Below are 17801 nucleotides of genomic sequence, written 5' to 3'. Positions count from 1 at the left end.
CCAAGGGGTATTAAGTTATGTCCTGTCTCGACATCATTCTGCCAGGGTCGCTCAACAACGCCGGCAGTCTCCCGCTAGCCTATGACGATCAGTTGATCTCCGCTGGCACGCTGATGCTGTGGGAGCCCGCTCACCCGATGAATCCGTTTTCTGGACTCCCGGCAGCACCAGCGTTTTCATCCGGCAAATATGCCGATACGCAGATGCCGAACATCGCGAAGGTCTCGGCGCGCAATCTGCTCGGCAACCAGTCGGCCAACGTGATGCCGATCTTCCATCGAAATGATGGTGCGAATACTGTGGCCCCGAACACGTCGATGCTCCTCGAACGAAGCGGCTTGGGTGGCTTGCATGTGATCACCTCGCAGGCCACGATGGCCAACTCTCAGCAGGCATCCTTGCAATTGCCGGCGACAATCCAGAGTTACATTCTGGCCAATCCGACGCACTCGTACTATCTGTCGGTTTGGTACGCGATCACGCGCGCTGCGCTCTCGTCGATGTCGATGCCATATGCGTATATTGGCTCGACGTCTGGCGTGGGGTCCATCATCTGCGACGAAGGCATCACCGGCCATTTGGGAGGTGCGCCGATGCAGGGAAGTTCTACTTCCCCATCGAAAAACACGGTCGGGAACACTATCGAGCAGTGGGCAAACACGTTCCAAGGTACCCCGCCGACCAGCACATCGAATCTGATCGCAACGCCATTCGGCTTCGGCCAGATCGCGAGTCAATACGGCGACGGCGCAAGAAACGTTGATTTCAGCGCAATCATGTATCGCGTGTTTTTCGAGGATCTGACGGCGGCCGGCCGAACTTTCGCCCAGGTCAAGGCGATCGACGATTCGCTGTATGCGGCCGCGTTCGCGGCGGGTGGACGTTACTACGGTGACACCTACACCAATCCGTCGGCATTGCCGTGATCGCAGTGAAGCCTTCATCGAGCCGCCTTTGGGCGGCTTTTTCATGTCCGTCGCGAACGAGGCTCAGGATGCAGTAAATCGCCGCCCCTTGTCTCCGCTAGCAACACGCCGGCCAAGCGGGCACGAGCCCGCTGGCGGCCGCCGGGGCAGATCGGTGACATCACCTCGACGTCACCGGCTCCTTCTCCACGACAGATCTGATCCACGCCTGCACTTCCGACTCGACCCACAGAGAGGCGTGGCGCACTTTTCTCGGCTTCGGGAATTCTCCAGCCCTCACCATCGCATACACTTTCGCCCTGCTCAGTCCAACCATATCGAGCACCTGCGGCAGGCGGAGCAGTCGTTCGATTATTTCGCTCATCTCACCCCCATCCTAGTCACTCACTTCCAATATCGGTTTCATGCATGTGGCCGTTAACCCTGATCAGGTTTAGGGACAAGCAGGCTCACAACCGTGCCGAAATTGGCGCTCAGAGATTGGGAAGGAGGCGTCATCGCGAAAGATCAGGGTTTCGGGGCAATTCAGACGGGTCGGTGTAGACTCGTAAATGACCAGTCCCCATCAAAAAGCGGCGGTATGCCTCAATGACGACGCTCCATACCGCATTCGCGACGTCCGGACCGGCCTCAATCACTTTTCCGTTCGAGTCGACGACGGCCAGTGTCGCCGGCATGCCGTCTGGCGTCGTGATGCTGATGCCTTCGTAGCTGACTGCGCTAATGGTGCTGGAAACTGATGCGTCGACGTAGATGTGAGGTGAGACCTCACCGGCTTTCGCGTCTCGTTGCTTAGCCATCGATTTTTCCTCGATCGTGCGACATGGTTGTCGAGCGGACCAACTCCGCGCGAGGTCATCCAGCCGATCCATTGGCCGGCCACGAGATGCCGCATCCCCGTAGTGCGCTGACCACTGGGGGAAGTTACTCGCCTTTGCGGTTATGCGCATAAGCAATCAATATGCATACACGGCACACTGGGCTTGTGGATAACTTCGGCGCGCATCGCTGCACAAAATTTAGGCAAATTCCCCATATCGCCGCGTGCCTTTACTGGCGCACGAATCCCGGAATGCGGACAAAAACTGTCCACACGTCCGCAAATTGATAAGCAGCGTTATGTAAAATTGCGTACGTTTTTCGCCAATCTGTACGCATATCGGGAGACGAGCTATCATCAGCGCATCGTTCTCACGCGCGCGAGGCGCTACATGACCCCTGACGAATTCACCGCATCGCTGGGCCGGCTCGGCTGGAAGCAAGCCGACTTTGCCCGCATGGCCGACGTCGACAAAAACACGCCGAGTCGGTGGGTGAATGGCCAATCACCGATTCCCGGCTGGGCGGCTCGATTCCTCGATATGGCCGAGCAGATCAAACGACTGGCTGTGCTCATCGAGCCGCCGAAGGCATAAGAACCAGGAGAAAGGAGGCGGCGCGGCACCGCTACCTCGCCCTGTTATTTGCATGAATCGAGACCAGCACCGCGAGTCTGGGGGTATTTCCGGGGGTACATTTCAAAGCCGAAATTCCAACACCCTTTACTGACGTGGCCTATACGCCACAATTCGAGTGACGCCGCCCCACCAAATGCGTGCATTCTTCGGTTGACGAGGAATGCGAAGAAACCCCGGTCGTCGCCCGACGCCGGGGTTTTTGTTTTCTTCATCGCCGATGCGCGTGCATGAGGTCACGCACCGCTCGCGCGCCGCCTCACACCCCACCTCACGCCCCGTCTTCGCCCTGCTTTACGGCAGGCGCGCCCGTCACGTAAATGACTGTAACAACCGACATGTCGGAATGCGCGCTGGCCCACTATGCTGATTCTGATGGCGGACGTCTCGCTCGCCGCCTTCCACTTCCACCGCACCGCTCGAATCCCGTAAGGAGCCCGTCGATGCGATTGCCTGAATGGATGCTGTTCCTGCGGACCTGGCTGCGCAACCCGCGCCGGGTCGGCGCACTCGCGCCGTCGAGCCCGGCGCTCGCCGCACTGATCACCGCGCAGATCCCGCACGACAACGCGTCCGTGATCGAGCTCGGCGCCGGCACCGGCGTATTCACCCGCGCGCTGCTGGCACGCGGGGTGAACAGCGACCGGCTGGTGCTGGTCGAGGCCGATCCTGCGTTCGCCACCGCGCTGCGGCACCAGTTCCCCGCGCTGCGCGTGATGCAGATGGATGCAACCGGGCTCGGGATAACGGACGGCTTCTTCGGCACCGAGCGCGCGCACGCGATCGTCAGTGGATTGCCGCTCGTCGCAATGCCGGTCGAACAGGCGGTCGCGATCGTGCAAGGCGCATTCGCGCACCATCTGGCCGCCGGCGGCGCGTTCTATCAATTCACGTATGCGCCGCGCTGCCCGATCCCCGCGCGTCATCTCGAAGCGATCGGGATTCGTGCCGCACGAGTCGGCATCGCATGGATGAACTTTCCGCCTGCCGTCGTGTACCGCTTCGAACGCCGGATCGACGGGGCCGCCCATTCGCGGCCGGGCGCATGGCAACCGACCGCATCGTCGCAAGGTGGCCCGCTGTCCGCCGGCGCTGCGCGTGTCCGTACGGAACGACGCGAATTGCCCGGCTCGCCAACGGCAGACGGCGCCACGGCGGCCCGGGGCCGCTGACGCCTGTCCTGCCGGAACCTGCCGATTAGCTGCCGCTTAACTGCCGCTTAACTGCCACGATAAAGCGACTTCATTTCCTCGGCAGTTGCCGGGCGCACGCCGGCCGCACGCGAACCAGCAGCCGATGCGCCTTGCGCTTGCACGCCATAGCCGCTGACGTCGACACCTTGTGCCTGCGCGACGGCGTTTTGCTGCTGTTCGGCGATACGCGCAGTCGCGGCCTGGATCGCCTCCGGATAATGCGGATCTTCACCGCGTGCGGTGTTGTAGCCAGCCTGCTGGAGCTGAACCAGTTCGGCACGCACTTGCGCGCGAGTGATCTGCGAACCCGGCTGCGCGAACGACACGACCGGGGCGACGAGTGCGGCTGCAACGACAACGGCTTGAACGAGCGACTTCATGATGACCTACCTCCAGATTTGTCCGTCTTTCGCGATGAACGCCTCGTTCATCGCTGACACCTGAAGTTTATGTAGGCAGTTGCTTAAGAATAAGGCAGGTTTCGGGAACACATACTTCCTGAATGCGGGTTAACCACTAGGTCACCCCAAGCCTCAAGAATCCGCCCCGCTCGACCATACCCGCCGGGTTTTGTGGACCGTCGGCTCGCCCATGTGCCGCGCCGATCGAAATCGTCGCCGGAAATGCGCAAGCCCCGCGAAGCGGCATGCTTCGCGGGGCTTGCAGTCGATGCGCTCTTATCCAGTCAGTCCGGCCGGAATGCTGCGTTACCCGTGTATCACTCGCCATCCATCGGACATTTCAGGTTGCAGCCGTTCGGATCGCCCAGGTCGCCCTTGCGGCGCAGCGCGGACTTCTTGCTGGGCTGATATTTCTTCGACGGCGCCGACGCCGCGAACGGCATTTGCGGATGTTCGTTCAGCCGAAACTGGTCGCTCAGGATCCCGCCGGGCACACCCGGCGAATTCTGCGCGAACGCGAACGGCGAAACGGCGACGAGCAGGCCCGCGGTCAACGCTGCCGCGGCGAGGGGAACGGAAAATTTCATGGCGGGACGACGCCTGAGCGGCGTGCTTGTTGGAACGTTGATCAAGCGGCAAGCGTAGCGCAAATCCCCCGCCGCTGCAGCGCGGTTCGATCGCGCACCCGTTACCTTGCGTTGCCGTCGCGCGCGGCGCCGGCGTCGTCGCCGGCGAGCCCTGCCGCGACGCTCGTCAGCGTGCCGCACGCAGCCGGATCGTAGCCGTCGAGATGCGCGACCCGCTCGATGAAGCGCGCGTCGCGCAGCAATGCGAGCACGCCCGCGAGCGGCCGTTCGTCGAGCCGCGCGCGCTCGCACGCGAAGTAGTAATCCTCGTCGACAACCGGGATGAAATCGAGCCCGAAATGATGCGCGGCCGGCTCGACGCCGAAGCCGAGATCGGCCATCCCGCTCGCGACGAACGCCGCGATCGCCGAATGGGTCAGCTCCGCCGACGCGTAGCCGTTGATGCGCTCCGGATCGACGCCGATCCCGCGCAGTGCGAGATCCAGCAGCATGCGCGTGCCCGAGCCCGGCTGCCGGTTGACGAACCGGATATCGTCGCGCGCGAGGTCGGACAGCCCGCTGACCCGTTTCGGGTTGCCGCGCGGCAAGAACAAGCCTTGCTTGCGGCGCGTCAGGTGAATCAGCACGTGACGCGTATCGTCGAGCCACGGCTGGTAGATCTGTGCGCACTGTTCACGAAACGCGCCGCGCGGCAGATGAAACCCCGCCAGTTCGCACTCGCCGCGCGCAAGCGCCTGCACGGCCTCGACGCTCTCGCGATACTTGATGTCGACCGACGCGTGCGCTTCGACGAGCGCCGACACGAGCGCCGCGACTGCGTAGCCGTGCGACGCATGGATGCGCACCGCGCCATCTCGCTGCGCGAGCCGCCGGTTCAGGTCGCTCGCAACTTCGGCCGCCAGCGCGCGCAGGTTCCCGTCGAGACGGCTGCGCGCGAGGCGCTGCGCATCGACGACCGCCTGCCCGAGTTCGGACAGCGTCGAGCCCTTGCCCCGGGCGGTCTCGATCAGCGCACCGCCGACGCAGGCCTCCAGCGCGCGCAGCAGTCCCCACGCATGCCGGTAAGACAGTCCCTTCACCTGCGCGGCCTGCGCGATGCTGCCCGTGCGGGCGACGAGTTCGAGCAGCGGCGCCACGTCCGACAGGCTCGCCGTCGCGCCGTTGCTGTCGCGTACGAGCAGATACGCGTCGCATTCGATCCGAATCATTTATGCACTCCGTTTTCCTATTGCGACCATCCTGCGTTCCGCTTATCGTTGGCCAAAATCCATCAAAACGAAGTCGGCATGCGTGAAATATGAAACATCAGCGCATATGAGACTTTGGAGGAGCATAGCAGATGTCCCCGAATTCCGAAGCGCCCGAAGCGCCTGACGCGCTCGTCGAGCGGCACGCGCACGCGGGCCGGTCGCTCGTCGCGATCCTGCACGCGATCCAGGACGATGCCGGCTACGTGCCGCCGGGCTGCGTCGCGCCGCTCGCGAAGGCGCTGAACCTGTCGCGCGCCGAAGTGCACGGCGTCCTCACCTATTACCACCACTTCCGTACCGCGCCGCCCGCGCGCGTGACGATCCAGATGTGCCGCGCGGAAGCCTGCCGCAGCATGGGCTGCGAGTCACTCGCGGCCCACGCGGAAGCACGCACCGGCTGCCGGTTCGACGCCGCGCACGATGCTGCGGTGCACACGGGCGCAACGAACCACGTGCCACCGGGCGACGTCGCGCTCGAATCGGTCTACTGCCTCGGACTCTGCGCGCAGTCGCCGTCGCTGACGATCAATGGCGTGCTGCACGCGAAGGTCACGGCGGAGAAATTCGACGCGCTGCTCGCTGACGCGGTCGCGCACGCGAAGGAGGAAGCATGACGACCCGCATCTACGTCCCGCGCGATTCATCCGCGCTGGCGCTCGGCGCCGACGCGCTCGCTGCCGCGATCGTCGCCGAGGCCGAACGGCGCGGCGTTGCGATCGAGCTCGTCCGCAACGGCTCGCGCGGCCTGCTGTGGCTCGAGCCGCTCGTCGAGGTCGGCACCGCGGCGGGCCGCGTCGGCTATGCGAATCTGTCGGCCACCGACGTGCCCGCGCTGTTCGACGCCGGCTGGCTCGACGGCGGCGCGCACCCGAGCAGCGTCGGCCTCGTCGACGCGTTGCCGTATCTCGCGCGCCAGCAGCGGCTCACGTTCGCGCGCATCGGCCTGACCGACCCGCTGTCGATCGACGACTACCTGCGGCACGACGGCCTCGCCGGCCTGAAGAACGCGCTCGCGCTCGACGGCGATGCCGCGTGCGAAGCGCTGATCGAATCGGGCCTGCGCGGCCGCGGCGGCGCGGCATTTCCGGCCGGCATCAAATGGCGCACGGTCCGGCACGCGAGCGCGAAGCAGAAGTACATCGTCTGCAATGCAGACGAAGGCGACTCGGGTACGTTCTCCGATCGGCTGATCATGGAAAGCGACCCGTACTGCCTGATCGAAGGGATGATCATCGCGGGCATCGTGACCGGCGCGACGATCGGCTACATCTACGTGCGCAGCGAATATCCGCACGCGATCGCGACGCTCGAGGCGGCCATCGCGCGGGCGCGCGACGCCGGCTGGCTCGGCGCGAGCGTGCTCGGTTCCGCGCACGCGTTCGAGCTGCATGTCGCGAAAGGCGCGGGCTCGTACGTGTGCGGCGAGGAAACGGCGCTGCTCGAATCGCTCGAAGGCAAGCGCGGCGTCGTGCGCGCGAAGCCGCCGTTGCCCGCGCTTGCAGGCCTGTACGGCCAACCGACCGTCATCAACAACGTGATCACGCTGGCGACCGCGCCGGTGATCTTCTCGCGCGGCGCCGCGTTCTATCGAGATTACGGGATGGGCCGCTCGCGCGGCACGCTGCCGTTCCAGCTCGCCGGCAACATCCGGCACGGCGGCCTCGTCGAGCTCGCGTTCGGCGTCACGCTGCGCGAACTGCTGTTCGACTTCGGCGGCGGCACCGCAAGCGGCCGGCCCGCACGCGCGGCGCAGGTCGGCGGCCCGCTCGGCACCTACCTGCCCGAACCTCAGTGGGACGTGCCGCTCGATTACGAGGCCTACACGGCGATCGGCGCGGTGGTCGGCCACGGCGGGATCGTGCTGCACGACGACACGTCGAACCTCGCCGAGCTCGCCGAATACGCAATGAAGTTCTGCGCGATCGAATCGTGCGGCAAGTGCACGCCGTGCCGGATCGGCTCGACGCGCGGCGTCGAGACGATCGCGCGGATCCGCCAGGGCGACACGTCGGAACGCCAGGTCACGCTGCTGCGCGACCTGTGCGACACGATGCTCGCCGGCTCGCTGTGCGCGATGGGCGGGATGACGCCATACCCGGTGCTGTCCGCGCTCGATCACTTTCCCGAAGATTTCGGACTCGCCGCCGGCCAGGATGCCGCGCCGGGTCCGGCCCAGGCCGCGGCCTGACCACGAAGGAGCCTCGCATGTCCCTCGACACGACCAACGCCCGCCAGGGCGGCTGCGGCTCGGGCCAGTGCGCGTGCAAGAGCGCCGCGCAGGCGCGCGCACGCGACCCGTTCGACGACACCGACTACGGCACGCCGCTGCGCCACGCCGACACCGACGTCACGCTCGAGATCGACGGCCAGCCGGTGACGGTGCCGGCCGGCACGTCGGTGATGCGCGCCGCCATCGAAGCCGGCGTCAACGTCCCGAAACTGTGTGCGACCGATTCGCTCGAGCCGTTCGGCTCGTGCCGCCTGTGCCTCGTCGAGATCGAAGGCCGGCGCGGCTATCCCGCGTCGTGCACGACGCCCGCCGAAGCGGGCATGAAGGTGCGCACGCAATCCGACCGGCTGCAGGGGCTGCGCCGCAACGTGATGGAGCTGTACATCTCCGATCACCCGCTCGACTGCCTGACCTGCCCCGCCAACGGCGACTGCGAGCTGCAGGACATGGCCGGCGTCGTCGGGCTGCGCGAGGTGCGCTACGGCTTCGAAGGCGCGAACCATCTGCATGACCGGAAAGACGAATCGAATCCGTACTTCACGTACGATCCGTCGAAGTGCATCGTCTGCAACCGCTGCGTGCGCGCGTGCGAGGAAACGCAAGGCACGTTCGCTCTGACGATCGCCGCGCGGGGCTTCGAATCGCGCGTCGCGGCCGGCGAAAGCGAATCGTTCATGGCATCCGAGTGCGTGTCGTGCGGCGCATGCGTGGCCGCCTGTCCGACCGCGACGCTGCAGGAAAAATCGGTTGTGCAGCTCGGCCAGCCGGAGCACGCGGTCGTGACGACCTGCGCATACTGCGGCGTCGGCTGCTCGTTCAAGGCGGAAATGAAGGGCACGCAGGTCGTGCGCATGACACCGCACAAGAACGGGCAGGCAAACGAAGGCCACGCGTGCGTGAAGGGCCGCTTCGCGTGGGGCTATGCGACGCACAAGGACCGCATCACGAAGCCGATGATCCGCGAAAGGATCACCGATCCGTGGCGCGAAGTGAGCTGGGAAGAAGCGCTCACTTACGCGGCAACGCAGTTCCGCCGGCTCCAGGCGACGTACGGCCGCGACTCGATCGGCGGCATCACGTCGTCGCGCTGCACGAACGAGGAAACCTATCTCGTGCAGAAGCTCGTGCGCGCCGCGTTCGGCAACAACAACGTCGACACCTGCGCGCGTGTCTGCCATTCGCCGACCGGCTATGGCCTGAAGACGACGCTCGGCGAATCGGCCGGCACGCAGACTTTCGCGTCGGTCGGCGAGGCCGACGTCATCGTCGTGATGGGCGCGAACCCGACCGACGGGCACCCGGTGTTCGGCTCACGGCTCAAGCGCCGCGTGCGCGAAGGCGCGAAGCTGATCGTCATCGACCCGCGCCGCATCGACGTGGTCGACGGCCCGCACGTGAAGGCCACGCATCACCTGCAGCTGCGCCCCGGTACCAACGTCGCGATCGTCAATGCGCTCGCGCACGTGATCGTCACTGAAGGGCTCGTTGCCGACACATTCGTTGCCGAACGCTGCGAGACGCGTGCATTCGAGCAATGGCGCGATTTCGTGTCGCGCGCCGACAACTCGCCCGAGGCGACCGCGGACGTGACGGGCGTGCCCGCCGAGCAGGTGCGCGCCGCTGCGCGCCTCTACGCGACGGGCGGCAACGCCGCGATCTACTACGGCCTCGGCGTGACCGAACACGCGCAAGGCTCGACGACGGTGATGGGCATCGCGAACCTCGCGATGGCGACCGGCAACATCGGCCGCGAAGGCGTCGGCGTCAATCCGCTGCGCGGCCAGAACAACGTGCAGGGCTCGTGCGACATGGGTTCGTTCCCGCACGAGTTGCCCGGCTACCGCCACATCGGCGACACGAGCGTGCGCACGCTGTTCGAGCAGGCGTGGTCGGCGAAGCTGCAGCCGGAACCGGGACTGCGCATTCCGAACATGTTCGATGCGGCGCTCGACGGCAGCTTCAAGGGGCTGTACTGCCAGGGCGAGGACATCGTGCAGTCGGACCCGAACACGCAGCACGTCGCGGCCGCGCTGTCGTCGATGGAATGCATCGTCGTGCAGGACATCTTCCTGAACGAGACGGCGAAGTACGCACACGTGTTCCTGCCCGGCTCGTCGTTCCTCGAGAAGGACGGCACGTTCACGAACGCGGAGCGCCGCATCTCGCGCGTGCGCAAGGTGATGCCGCCGCTCGCGGGCTACGCGGACTGGGAAGTGACGCTGATGCTGTCCCGCGCACTCGGCTACGACATGGATTACGCGCATCCGTCGCAGATCATGGACGAGATCGCGCGGCTCACGCCGACCTTCACGGGCGTGTCGTACGCGAAGCTCGACGCGCTCGGCAGCATCCAGTGGCCTTGCAACGAGGACGCACCGGAGGGTACGCCGACGATGCACATCGATGCGTTCGTGCGCGGCAAGGGCCGGTTCGTGATCACGCAGTTCATTCCGACGCCGGAAAAGGTCACGCAACGCTATCCGCTGATCCTGACGACGGGCCGCATCCTGTCGCAATACAACGTCGGCGCGCAGACGCGCCGCACCGACAACGTGCAGTGGCACGAGGAGGATCGGCTCGAGATCCATCCGCACGATGCGCAGGACCGCGGAATCCGCAGCGGCGACTGGGTCGGCATCGAGTCGCGCGCGGGTCAGACCGTGCTGCGCGCGCTCGTGACCGAACGGATGCAGCCTGGCGTCGTGTACACGACGTTCCACTTCCCCGAATCGGGCGCGAACGTGATCACGACCGACAGCTCGGACTGGGCGACGAACTGCCCCGAGTACAAGGTGACGGCCGTGCAGGTGATGCCGGTCGCGCAACCGTCCGACTGGCAGCGCGCGTACGCGCGCTTCAACGCCGAGCAGCTCGACCTGCTCGAACGCCGAGCGGCCAAATCGGCCGCGCCCTCGGCTGTGACGACCGGCAAGTGAGGACGCAATGGACACCGGACACCTGATCGACATGGCCAACCGGATCGGCGAGTTCTTCGCGTCGATGCCCGATCGCGACGAAGCGCTGGCCGGCATCGCCGACCATATCCGGCGCTTCTGGGAACCGCGGATGCGCCGCGCGCTGCTGGCGGCGTTCGACGACCCGGCCGGCGCTGCCGCACAGCACGCCGCGGCGATCGTGCGGGACGCGATCGCCGCCTATCGCGACACGCTTGCGCCCGCCGCCACGCCAGCCTGATCGCGCCTGGGGCCTGTTCTCGCTATCTCGCTAATAACGGGCCCTAGGCAGACGCCGACACGCCGGCGAACCAGCTTTCGCAGTGCCGCAGCAACGCGTTCGCGTCGGATGCCGGCCGCCCGCGCGCCGCGATATAGCCGTCGGGCCGCAGCAGATAGAACGCCGGCCGCGACCGGCCGTAGGCTTCCGCAAGCCCCGCCGCGCCGTCGCCTTCCGTATCGGTGATGCGCCACACGCGCACCGCGCCCGGCATGATCCGCTCGATCGATTGCACGAGCGCCTGCACTTCGGCCGGGGCGGGTGGCGTGTCGACCGCGTCGTCGGGCGGCGGATCCTCGAGCAGCAACAGCGTAAAGCCGGCCGGCTCGTGCAGGTCGAAGAGCCTCGCAATGCCCGGCGCCTGCCCGAGCGGCCCGTCGACCACATGCACGAGCGCATCGGGCGCCCGCTCGCCCGCGCGCGGGCCGCCGTCGAGCACGCGCTCGAGCGTGAGCGGGCTCTTCCGGTATTGCACCCCCAGTTCGCTGACCGTTCGCCGCACCGCGTCGCGCATCGGCCCGAACGACGACAGCAGCGGCACGACGTGATCGCGTAGCAGCTTCATCGGCCCGCGATCGGCCTCGACGATTTGCGTCAGGAAGCTCGTCTGCCGGAGCACGTCGCGCTCGATCGGATGACGTTCCGCGTGATACGTGTCGAGCAGGCGCTCCGGCGCGCCCGCGCCCAGCACCCGGGCGAGCTTCCAGCCGAGATTGAAGGCTTCCTGGATGCCCGTGTTCATCCCCTGCGCGCCCGCCGGGCTGTGCACGTGCGCGGCGTCGCCCGCGAAGAACACGCGGCCGTGCCGCAACCGCTCGACCATTCGGCTGTGCAGCCGGAAGTAGGACGACCACGTGAGATCGCTCAGCACGATCGACGTTCCGACGCGCGCACGCACGAGCTCCTGGCATTGGGCCAGCGACGGACCACGCTCGTCGGGTGGCGCCCCGCTCTCGGGCGGCCGGTCCGCCACCAGCCGGAAGCGCCCGTCGCCCATCGGGAACAGGCCCGCGATCCCGTCCGCCCTCGTGAACAGATGAATCTCGTCATCCGGCCAGTCGGGGATCGCGGCAAGATCGGCGAGCAGGAACGTCTGCTCGAACGGCCGGCCGACGAAGCCGACGCCGAGCAGGTGGCGCACCGTGCTGTGCGCGCCGTCCGCGGCGATCAGGTACGACGGCGCGAACCGCTCGTCGTTGCCCCGCGCGTCGCGGATCGTGACGTCGAGCGACGTGTTGCCCGCGTTGCCCGTCTCGCCGGTGTTGCCCGTATTGCATGCGGTCAGCGTCCGGCCGCGTTCGACCGTCACGCCGAGGCCGGCGAGATGTTCGGCGAGCAGCCGCTCGGTAACGCTCTGGTCGAGAAACAGCAGATACGGATAGCGCGTCTGCAGCGGATCGAAATCGAGCCGGGCGATCACGCGGCCGTCCGCGTGCAACGCCGCCGCGTGCGCGCGATGGCCGCTTGCGAGGAACGGTTCGACCGCGCGATGCTGCTCCAGCAATTCGAGCGTGCGCGCCTGGATGCCGATCGCGCGCGAATACGGCGCAGGCGCCTCGGCCTTGTCGATGATGCGCACCGGCACACGCGCCCGCGCAAGGCTCATCGCGGCGGCAAGGCCGGTCGGCCCCGCTCCGACGATCAGCACGGGCGGGATATCGAGCAGTTCGTCGACCATGAGAACCTCGATGACTTGCGACCCTGCCAAGTCTACGCCGCTCCGCCTGACGGGACCATATGCCGGACGGCCGACTGGGGCCGCGGCGGCGACTATGGGAAAATGCGTGTTTTCCGCTAGTTTTCGCGTCATGGATTCCGCCTTCGACCGAGCATACGCCGCGCACCGCGCGGGCCGGCTCGCCGACGCCGAGCACGGCTATCGCGCCGCGCTCGCCGCCAATCCCGCCGACGCCGACGCGCTGCATCTGTTCGGCGTGTTGCGGCATCAGCAGGGCCAACACGCTGAAGCGGCCGATCTCGTCGGCCGCGCGGTCGCGTTGCGTCCGGACGATGCCGCGCTGCAGCTGAATCTCGGCAATGCGCTGAAGGCGCTCGGCCGCATGGACGAAGCGATCGACCGCTTCCGCAACGCGCTGACGCTCGCGCCCGAATTTCCGCTCGCACACTACAACCTCGGCAACGCGTATGCGGCACTGCAGCGTCACGAGGATGCGATCGATGCATTCGAGCGCGCGCTGCGGCTCACGCCGGACGACGCGTCGATCCACAACAATCTCGGCAACGCACTGAACGCGCTCGGCCGCCACGACGACGCGCTCGCCGCGTTCCATCGTGCGCTCGAACTGCGTCCGGGCCACGCGGGCGCACACAACAACCTCGCGATGGCGCTGTCCGCGATGGACCGCGCCGACGACGCAGTCACGCATTTCCGCGCGGCCATCGACGCGCAGCCGCGCTTCGTCGCCGCGCATTTCAACCTCGGCAATACGCTCGACGCGATCGGCCGCCACGCGGAAGCCGCCGCCGCGTTCGAGGCCGCGCTCGCGCTGCATCCACCGTTCCCGCTCGCGCTGTTCGGCCTCGCGAACGCACTGTGCGCGCAGGCACGCCATCGCGATGCGCTGCCCTACTACGAGCGCGCGGTCGGCCTCGATCCGTCGTTCAGCCTCGCGTGGCTGAACCTCGGCAACGCACATCACGCGCTCGGCGCGCACGAGATGGCATTGCGCGCGTTCGACCAGGCGCTGCGCGTCACGCCCGATCTCACGCTCGCGAAATTGCATCGCGCGGTCACGCTGCTGACGCTCGGCGATTTCACGCGCGGCCTGCCCGCGTACGAAGCGCGCCACGACACACCCGGCGCGACGCCGCTCGGCGCGCTGCCGCGCTGGCAAGGCGAGCCGATCGCGTCGCGCACGCTGCTGATCCGCGCGGAACAGGGGTTCGGCGACACGCTGCAGTTCGTCCGTTTCGTGCCGCTCGCCCGCGCGCGCTGCGCGCACGTCGTACTCGAGGTGCAGCCGGAGCTCGTCACGCTGCTCGCGCCGATCGCCGCACACTGGCGCGTGACGCTCGTCGCGCAAGGCGCCGCGAAGGCGCCCGTAGCGGACATTGCGTGCACGCTGCTGAGCCTGCCGTTCGCGCTCGGGCTGCAGCCTGCCGACATCCTGTCGGGAACGCGCTATCTCGGCGCGCCCGACCTCGCCCGCCGGCGCTTCCGCGGCTCGCTAGGCGGACAGTCGAAACGCAAGTTCGGGATCGCGTGGTCGGGACGCCGGCTGGCGCAGGACAACCGCTCGATGCCGCTCACCGCGCTCGCGCCGCTGTTCGAGCTGCCCGACATCGACTGGATCGTGCTGCAGCCTGCGGTGGACGACGCGGAGCGCGCCTGCATCGATGCGCATCCGCGTGTCCATCACCTCGGCGGCCGGCTGACCGACTTCGCCGACACGGCGGCGGTGATCGAACGGCTCGATGGCGTCGTCTCGATCGATACCTCGGTCGCACACCTCACCGGCGCGCTCGGCAAGCCGCTGTGGCTGATGCTGCCGTTCGCGGCGGACTGGCGCTGGTTCGCCGGCGCCGACTGTCCGTGGTATTCCCACGCGCGGCTCGTGCGGCAGCCGGCCCCCGGACAATGGGACACCGTCGTGCGCGTCGTGGCCGACGCACTGCGCGACGCCTGACCATCCGATCAAAAAGGGAGCGCAATCCGGGTCGTGCCGCATGCGGCGGCGCGGCACGACCGTCTCGGCCCTTTCAAAAATAGCCGTCAAAAATCGGACTTATCTGATCGACGGTCCGCCCCCGATTGACCACAATACTGAGTTTTGTGTCGACGTCCGCTCCGCATCGGGCTTTCCGCCCGTGCCACGCGGCGCCTCTCCGCCATGAACCGATCGCCACTCGTTCCCGTCGAAGGCGAACTCGCCAAGCCTCGTTTTGCGCCGCTCGACGGCGTGCCGCCATTCGGTCGCGAGTGGGCAATCCGAGGCTCATTCGACAAGCAGCCCGGCAGCGCCGGCCGCGCAGTCATCACTACGTCGTGTATCGACGTCACCGCACCCCATCGCGGCTGTCAATGGCAGCCGTCGATTTCGGCCGTGCCGCAGCCGATCATCGTTGCGTTGCAGCCGGTCGCCGGCGCGGCCCGCGCACGCGACCGGCGCGCAATGTTCGCGACGTGCTGGAGCATCGGCGCGCTCGGTCTCATCGGCTGGCTGATCGTCGCGCACGAGCCGCCACCCGGTATCGGACCGTTGACGCCGTCAGTGCACACGGGCTCCATCGTGGTCCAGCACGAAAGCCGGCCACCGGATTCGTCATTGGCACGCACGAGACCGGCGGCCAGCCCAACAGTCAGACCGACAGCCAGCCCGGCCGATACCCGCGATGCAGCCGCCGCCGGGCCATCGATCGCGACACGCGCGCAATCGCCAACCGTCGCGGCCCAGCCCCCCAGCACAACGGCCGACGCAGAACGGCTCGCGGCCGCGCCCCCGCCAGCGCCCTCGTTAGCGCCCTCGTTAGCGCCCTCGTTAGCGCACACGTCAGCGCCCCCGCCAGCGCGTACAACCGGCGCTCGCCCGACGCTTGCCCCGCATGCCACCGCGCCGGTCGTACAAAGTGCCGCCAACCGTATCCAGCCTGCACTGCAGCCGACACGCGCCGCGCATCGACGCGCCCCGTTGCCGACCAAACCGCCGCTCGACGCGATCGACGATCCGCGCACGCTGATCGCGATGGCGAACGCGCTGCGCACCGCCCAACCTGCGGCTGCTCCGGCGGCGCGCACGCCTGAGCCCGATTTCGACTGGACCTCCCGGCTGTCCCACCGGCGCGTGACCGACGCACCTGACGCATTCACGCGCTGACCGGCACCGGCAAGCCGCAGCAAAAAAGAAAGCCCGGCGAAGGTCGCTTCGCCGGGCTTCGTGTTTCGTCGATCCGAACGTCGTGCGCGCGTTACTTGTGCACCGGCAATCCCGACTCGGTCTGGCGCTCGAGCTGCTGCACCTGCTGCTGCAGTTCACGCAACTGCACCTGTGCCGCACGCTTCTCGACCTGCAGTGCGCGCGCCTGTTCTTCCGTCGTCTTCTGCCGCTGCGCAACCTCGGCCTGCTGGCTGCGCGCGACGTTCAGGTCGGCCTGCAACTGCTGCGCACGATTCGTCGACAGCGCGATCACGCGCTCGAGAAACGCCTTCTGCGCCTGCAGTTCCGTCCGGCGAATCTCGACGTCCGACAACTGCACGGTCTGCTGGACGAAGTTCGCATACACCATCTCCGCACGGCTCTTGTCCTGCGACCGGATCACGCGCCACAGATGCTTGTCCTGGAACAGCGCGACGTAGTACGTCATTTCCTGCGGATCGAACATCAGGCTGGCGCCGTAGCTGCCGTTGTACGTCGTGCGCATTTCGACGATCCTGGCGTCACGCAGCATCTGCGTCAGCTCGGCGACGTTGCCTTGTACGGTGCCGTTTGCGGCAGGCGCCGCGTCGCCGCTCAGGCTCGTCACGGCCGGGCGGGTGCCGGCAACGGGTGCCGACGCATCGGCGGACCATGCCGCGCCCGCATGCGCGCACAAGGCGATCGCAACGGTCCACGCTGCAGGTCGTGCAGGGAAGAGATTTCGGAAGACCAACTTCAGACTCCGGCGAACGAATCGGGAACGCGTGATTATCGTTGAAAACGCCGGAGCCGCATCTCGAAATAATTCGGGATGCGGCACGTGGTCACAAAGCCCGACAGTCTTACAGTCGCGTCTCGCGCGCGGCGCGCAGGAACGAGTCGAGCAGCGGCGTGCAGTCGAGCAGTTCGGCCCCGCCCGCGCGATGGAACTCGGGGTGCCATTGCACGCCGACGACGAACGGCGCGCGCCGGTAGCGGATGCCCTCGATGATCCCGTCGCCAGCCGACACGGCCTCGATGTTCAGGTCGCGGCCGAGATCGCGGATCGCCTGGTGGTGGATCGAGTTGACGATCGCCTCGCGGCGCCCCGGGAACATGCTCGCGAGCGTCGAGCTGTCGGGAAACCGGATCGCGTGGCGGTGCTGGTCGTAATGCTCGCTCACGTGCGGGTTCGCGGTCGGCACGTCGGTCGCGATGTCCTGATAGAGCGATCCGCCGAACGCGACGTTGATCAGCTGGCAGCCGCGGCACACGCCGAGCACCGGCTTGCCGGACTCGACGAACTCGTGCAGCAGCTCGAGCTCGTACATGTCGCGCACGCGGTCGCCCGGCCATTCGGGATGCGCGTCCGACGCCGCATAAGTCTGCGGCGACACGTCGGCGCCGCCTTGCAGCAGCAGGCCGGCGAGACACTTCGCGTAGTCGCGCAGGCGGATGTTGCTCGGATGCAGCATACCCTGATGAACCACGGTAGGAACTATGAAAACCAGCACGTCGCGCGACCTCACCCCGTGCTGGATCGATCGATCAGCTGGCAGCCGCGGCACACGCCGAGCACCGGCTTGCCGGACTCGACGAACTCGTGCAGCAGCTCGAGCTCGTACATGTCGCGCACGCGGTCGCCCGGCCATTCGGGATGCGCGTCCGACGCC

General features: G+C 66.9%; 17 protein-coding genes. 9 read left to right on the top strand and 8 right to left on the bottom strand.

Annotation, left to right across the window (positions count from 1 at the left end; all coding sequences use genetic code 11):
• The first annotated feature begins 17 nt into the window (after positions 1 to 17).
• Positions 18 to 926: a hypothetical protein gene (locus G3N94_RS20800; RefSeq protein ID WP_205794460.1), complete on the top strand. Its 909-nt coding sequence runs from the start codon at positions 18 to 20 to the stop codon at positions 924 to 926.
• Between the two features lie 160 nt (positions 927 to 1086).
• Here the strand turns inward: G3N94_RS20800 and G3N94_RS20795 are convergent, their stop codons facing one another.
• Both G3N94_RS20795 and G3N94_RS20790 read right to left on the bottom strand, forming a co-directional pair.
• Complete coding sequence (locus G3N94_RS20795; RefSeq protein ID WP_241021981.1) at positions 1087 to 1290, bottom strand: AlpA family phage regulatory protein; 204 nt, start codon at positions 1288 to 1290, stop codon at positions 1087 to 1089.
• A 130-nt stretch (positions 1291 to 1420) separates the two neighbouring features.
• The gene (locus tag G3N94_RS20790; protein ID WP_205794459.1) at positions 1421 to 1726 is read right to left on the bottom strand and encodes a hypothetical protein; all 306 of its coding nucleotides are present in this window, start codon (positions 1724 to 1726) and stop codon (positions 1421 to 1423) included.
• Between the two features lie 183 nt (positions 1727 to 1909).
• On the opposite strand from G3N94_RS20790, the gene G3N94_RS20785 reads away from it, so the two are divergent.
• Both G3N94_RS20785 and G3N94_RS20780 read left to right on the top strand, forming a co-directional pair.
• Positions 1910 to 2341 (top strand): hypothetical protein, encoded by a 432-nt coding sequence (locus G3N94_RS20785; protein ID WP_205794458.1) that lies wholly within the window; start codon positions 1910 to 1912, stop codon positions 2339 to 2341.
• Between the two features lie 482 nt (positions 2342 to 2823).
• Positions 2824 to 3552: an rRNA adenine N-6-methyltransferase family protein gene (locus G3N94_RS20780; RefSeq protein ID WP_205794457.1), complete on the top strand. Its 729-nt coding sequence runs from the start codon at positions 2824 to 2826 to the stop codon at positions 3550 to 3552.
• Between the two features lie 47 nt (positions 3553 to 3599).
• On the opposite strand, the gene G3N94_RS20775 is transcribed toward G3N94_RS20780, so the two are convergent.
• The 3 genes from G3N94_RS20775 to G3N94_RS20765 all read right to left on the bottom strand — a co-directional run bounded on the left by G3N94_RS20775 (position 3600) and on the right by G3N94_RS20765 (position 5769).
• The gene (locus G3N94_RS20775; protein WP_205794456.1) at positions 3600 to 3953 is read right to left on the bottom strand and encodes a DUF4148 domain-containing protein; all 354 of its coding nucleotides are present in this window, start codon (positions 3951 to 3953) and stop codon (positions 3600 to 3602) included.
• A gap of 338 nt (positions 3954 to 4291) precedes the next feature.
• Positions 4292 to 4561 carry a hypothetical protein gene (locus G3N94_RS20770; protein WP_205794455.1) on the bottom strand — a complete coding sequence of 90 codons (270 nt, stop codon included), beginning with the start codon at positions 4559 to 4561 and terminating at the stop codon, positions 4292 to 4294.
• Positions 4562 to 4662: 101 nt separating this feature from the next.
• Positions 4663 to 5769, bottom strand: coding sequence for a substrate-binding domain-containing protein (locus G3N94_RS20765; RefSeq protein ID WP_205794454.1), 1107 nt, complete (start codon positions 5767 to 5769; stop codon positions 4663 to 4665).
• Between the two features lie 131 nt (positions 5770 to 5900).
• Here G3N94_RS20765 and G3N94_RS20760 point away from each other — a divergent pair, with 131 nt between their 5' ends.
• Genes G3N94_RS20760 through G3N94_RS20745 form a run of 4 tightly spaced genes read left to right on the top strand, consistent with a single transcriptional unit; the run spans position 5901 to position 11236 of the window.
• The gene (locus G3N94_RS20760) at positions 5901 to 6425 is read left to right on the top strand and encodes an NAD(P)H-dependent oxidoreductase subunit E (RefSeq protein ID WP_205794453.1); all 525 of its coding nucleotides are present in this window, start codon (positions 5901 to 5903) and stop codon (positions 6423 to 6425) included.
• Positions 6422 to 7999, top strand: a complete 1578-nt coding sequence (locus G3N94_RS20755) for a formate dehydrogenase beta subunit (RefSeq protein ID WP_205794452.1) — start codon at positions 6422 to 6424, stop codon at positions 7997 to 7999. Before G3N94_RS20760 ends, G3N94_RS20755 begins: the two co-directional genes overlap by 4 nt.
• A gap of 17 nt (positions 8000 to 8016) precedes the next feature.
• Positions 8017 to 10977 (top strand): formate dehydrogenase subunit alpha, encoded by a 2961-nt coding sequence (gene fdhF, locus G3N94_RS20750; protein ID WP_205794451.1) that lies wholly within the window; start codon positions 8017 to 8019, stop codon positions 10975 to 10977.
• A 7-nt stretch (positions 10978 to 10984) separates the two neighbouring features.
• On the top strand, positions 10985 to 11236 hold the full coding sequence (locus G3N94_RS20745; RefSeq protein WP_205794450.1) for a formate dehydrogenase subunit delta: 252 nt from the start codon (positions 10985 to 10987) through the stop codon (positions 11234 to 11236).
• Between the two features lie 43 nt (positions 11237 to 11279).
• Here G3N94_RS20745 and G3N94_RS20740 read toward each other — a convergent pair whose 3' ends face one another.
• The gene (locus G3N94_RS20740) at positions 11280 to 12953 is read right to left on the bottom strand and encodes an FAD-dependent monooxygenase (protein ID WP_205794449.1); all 1674 of its coding nucleotides are present in this window, start codon (positions 12951 to 12953) and stop codon (positions 11280 to 11282) included.
• Between the two features lie 130 nt (positions 12954 to 13083).
• Here G3N94_RS20740 and G3N94_RS20735 point away from each other — a divergent pair, with 130 nt between their 5' ends.
• Positions 13084 to 14922: a tetratricopeptide repeat protein gene (locus G3N94_RS20735; protein WP_241021980.1), complete on the top strand. Its 1839-nt coding sequence runs from the start codon at positions 13084 to 13086 to the stop codon at positions 14920 to 14922.
• 204 nt (positions 14923 to 15126) lie between these two features.
• Positions 15127 to 16110: a hypothetical protein gene (locus G3N94_RS20730; RefSeq protein ID WP_205794447.1), complete on the top strand. Its 984-nt coding sequence runs from the start codon at positions 15127 to 15129 to the stop codon at positions 16108 to 16110.
• Positions 16111 to 16201: 91 nt separating this feature from the next.
• Here the strand turns inward: G3N94_RS20730 and G3N94_RS20725 are convergent, their stop codons facing one another.
• Entirely contained in the window at positions 16202 to 16882 is a 681-nt protein-coding gene (locus G3N94_RS20725) for a DUF2968 domain-containing protein (RefSeq protein WP_205794446.1), read from the bottom strand.
• A gap of 109 nt (positions 16883 to 16991) precedes the next feature.
• Positions 16992 to 17801, bottom strand: an 810-nt coding sequence (locus G3N94_RS20720; protein WP_241021979.1) for a type 1 glutamine amidotransferase, incomplete at its 5' end; no start/stop codon positions are given.

Source organism: Burkholderia sp. Ac-20353, assembly GCF_017104785.1.
GTDB lineage: Bacteria > Pseudomonadota > Gammaproteobacteria > Burkholderiales > Burkholderiaceae > Burkholderia.
The sequence above is the reverse complement of the archived record's forward strand: the minus strand, read 5'-3'. Positions and strand labels throughout refer to the sequence as shown.

Bases quoted from the DNA above. Each gene is read 5' to 3' on its own strand.
- G3N94_RS20800 (WP_205794460.1), top strand. From the start codon at position 18: ATGTCCTGTCTCGACATCATTCTGCCAGGGTCGCTCAACAACGCCGGC.
- G3N94_RS20795 (WP_241021981.1), bottom strand. From the start codon at position 1,290: ATGAGCGAAATAATCGAACGACTGCTCCGCCTGCCGCAGGTGCTCGAT.
- G3N94_RS20790 (WP_205794459.1), bottom strand. From the start codon at position 1,726: ATGGCTAAGCAACGAGACGCGAAAGCCGGTGAGGTCTCACCTCACATC.
- G3N94_RS20780 (WP_205794457.1), top strand. From the start codon at position 2,824: ATGCGATTGCCTGAATGGATGCTGTTCCTGCGGACCTGGCTGCGCAAC.
- G3N94_RS20775 (WP_205794456.1), bottom strand. From the start codon at position 3,953: ATGAAGTCGCTCGTTCAAGCCGTTGTCGTTGCAGCCGCACTCGTCGCC.
- G3N94_RS20770 (WP_205794455.1), bottom strand. From the start codon at position 4,561: ATGAAATTTTCCGTTCCCCTCGCCGCGGCAGCGTTGACCGCGGGCCTG.
- G3N94_RS20765 (WP_205794454.1), bottom strand. From the start codon at position 5,769: ATGATTCGGATCGAATGCGACGCGTATCTGCTCGTACGCGACAGCAAC.
- G3N94_RS20760 (WP_205794453.1), top strand. From the start codon at position 5,901: ATGTCCCCGAATTCCGAAGCGCCCGAAGCGCCTGACGCGCTCGTCGAG.
- G3N94_RS20755 (WP_205794452.1), top strand. From the start codon at position 6,422: ATGACGACCCGCATCTACGTCCCGCGCGATTCATCCGCGCTGGCGCTC.
- fdhF (WP_205794451.1), top strand. From the start codon at position 8,017: ATGTCCCTCGACACGACCAACGCCCGCCAGGGCGGCTGCGGCTCGGGC.
- G3N94_RS20745 (WP_205794450.1), top strand. From the start codon at position 10,985: ATGGACACCGGACACCTGATCGACATGGCCAACCGGATCGGCGAGTTC.
- G3N94_RS20740 (WP_205794449.1), bottom strand. From the start codon at position 12,953: ATGGTCGACGAACTGCTCGATATCCCGCCCGTGCTGATCGTCGGAGCG.
- G3N94_RS20735 (WP_241021980.1), top strand. From the start codon at position 13,084: ATGGATTCCGCCTTCGACCGAGCATACGCCGCGCACCGCGCGGGCCGG.
- G3N94_RS20730 (WP_205794447.1), top strand. From the start codon at position 15,127: ATGAACCGATCGCCACTCGTTCCCGTCGAAGGCGAACTCGCCAAGCCT.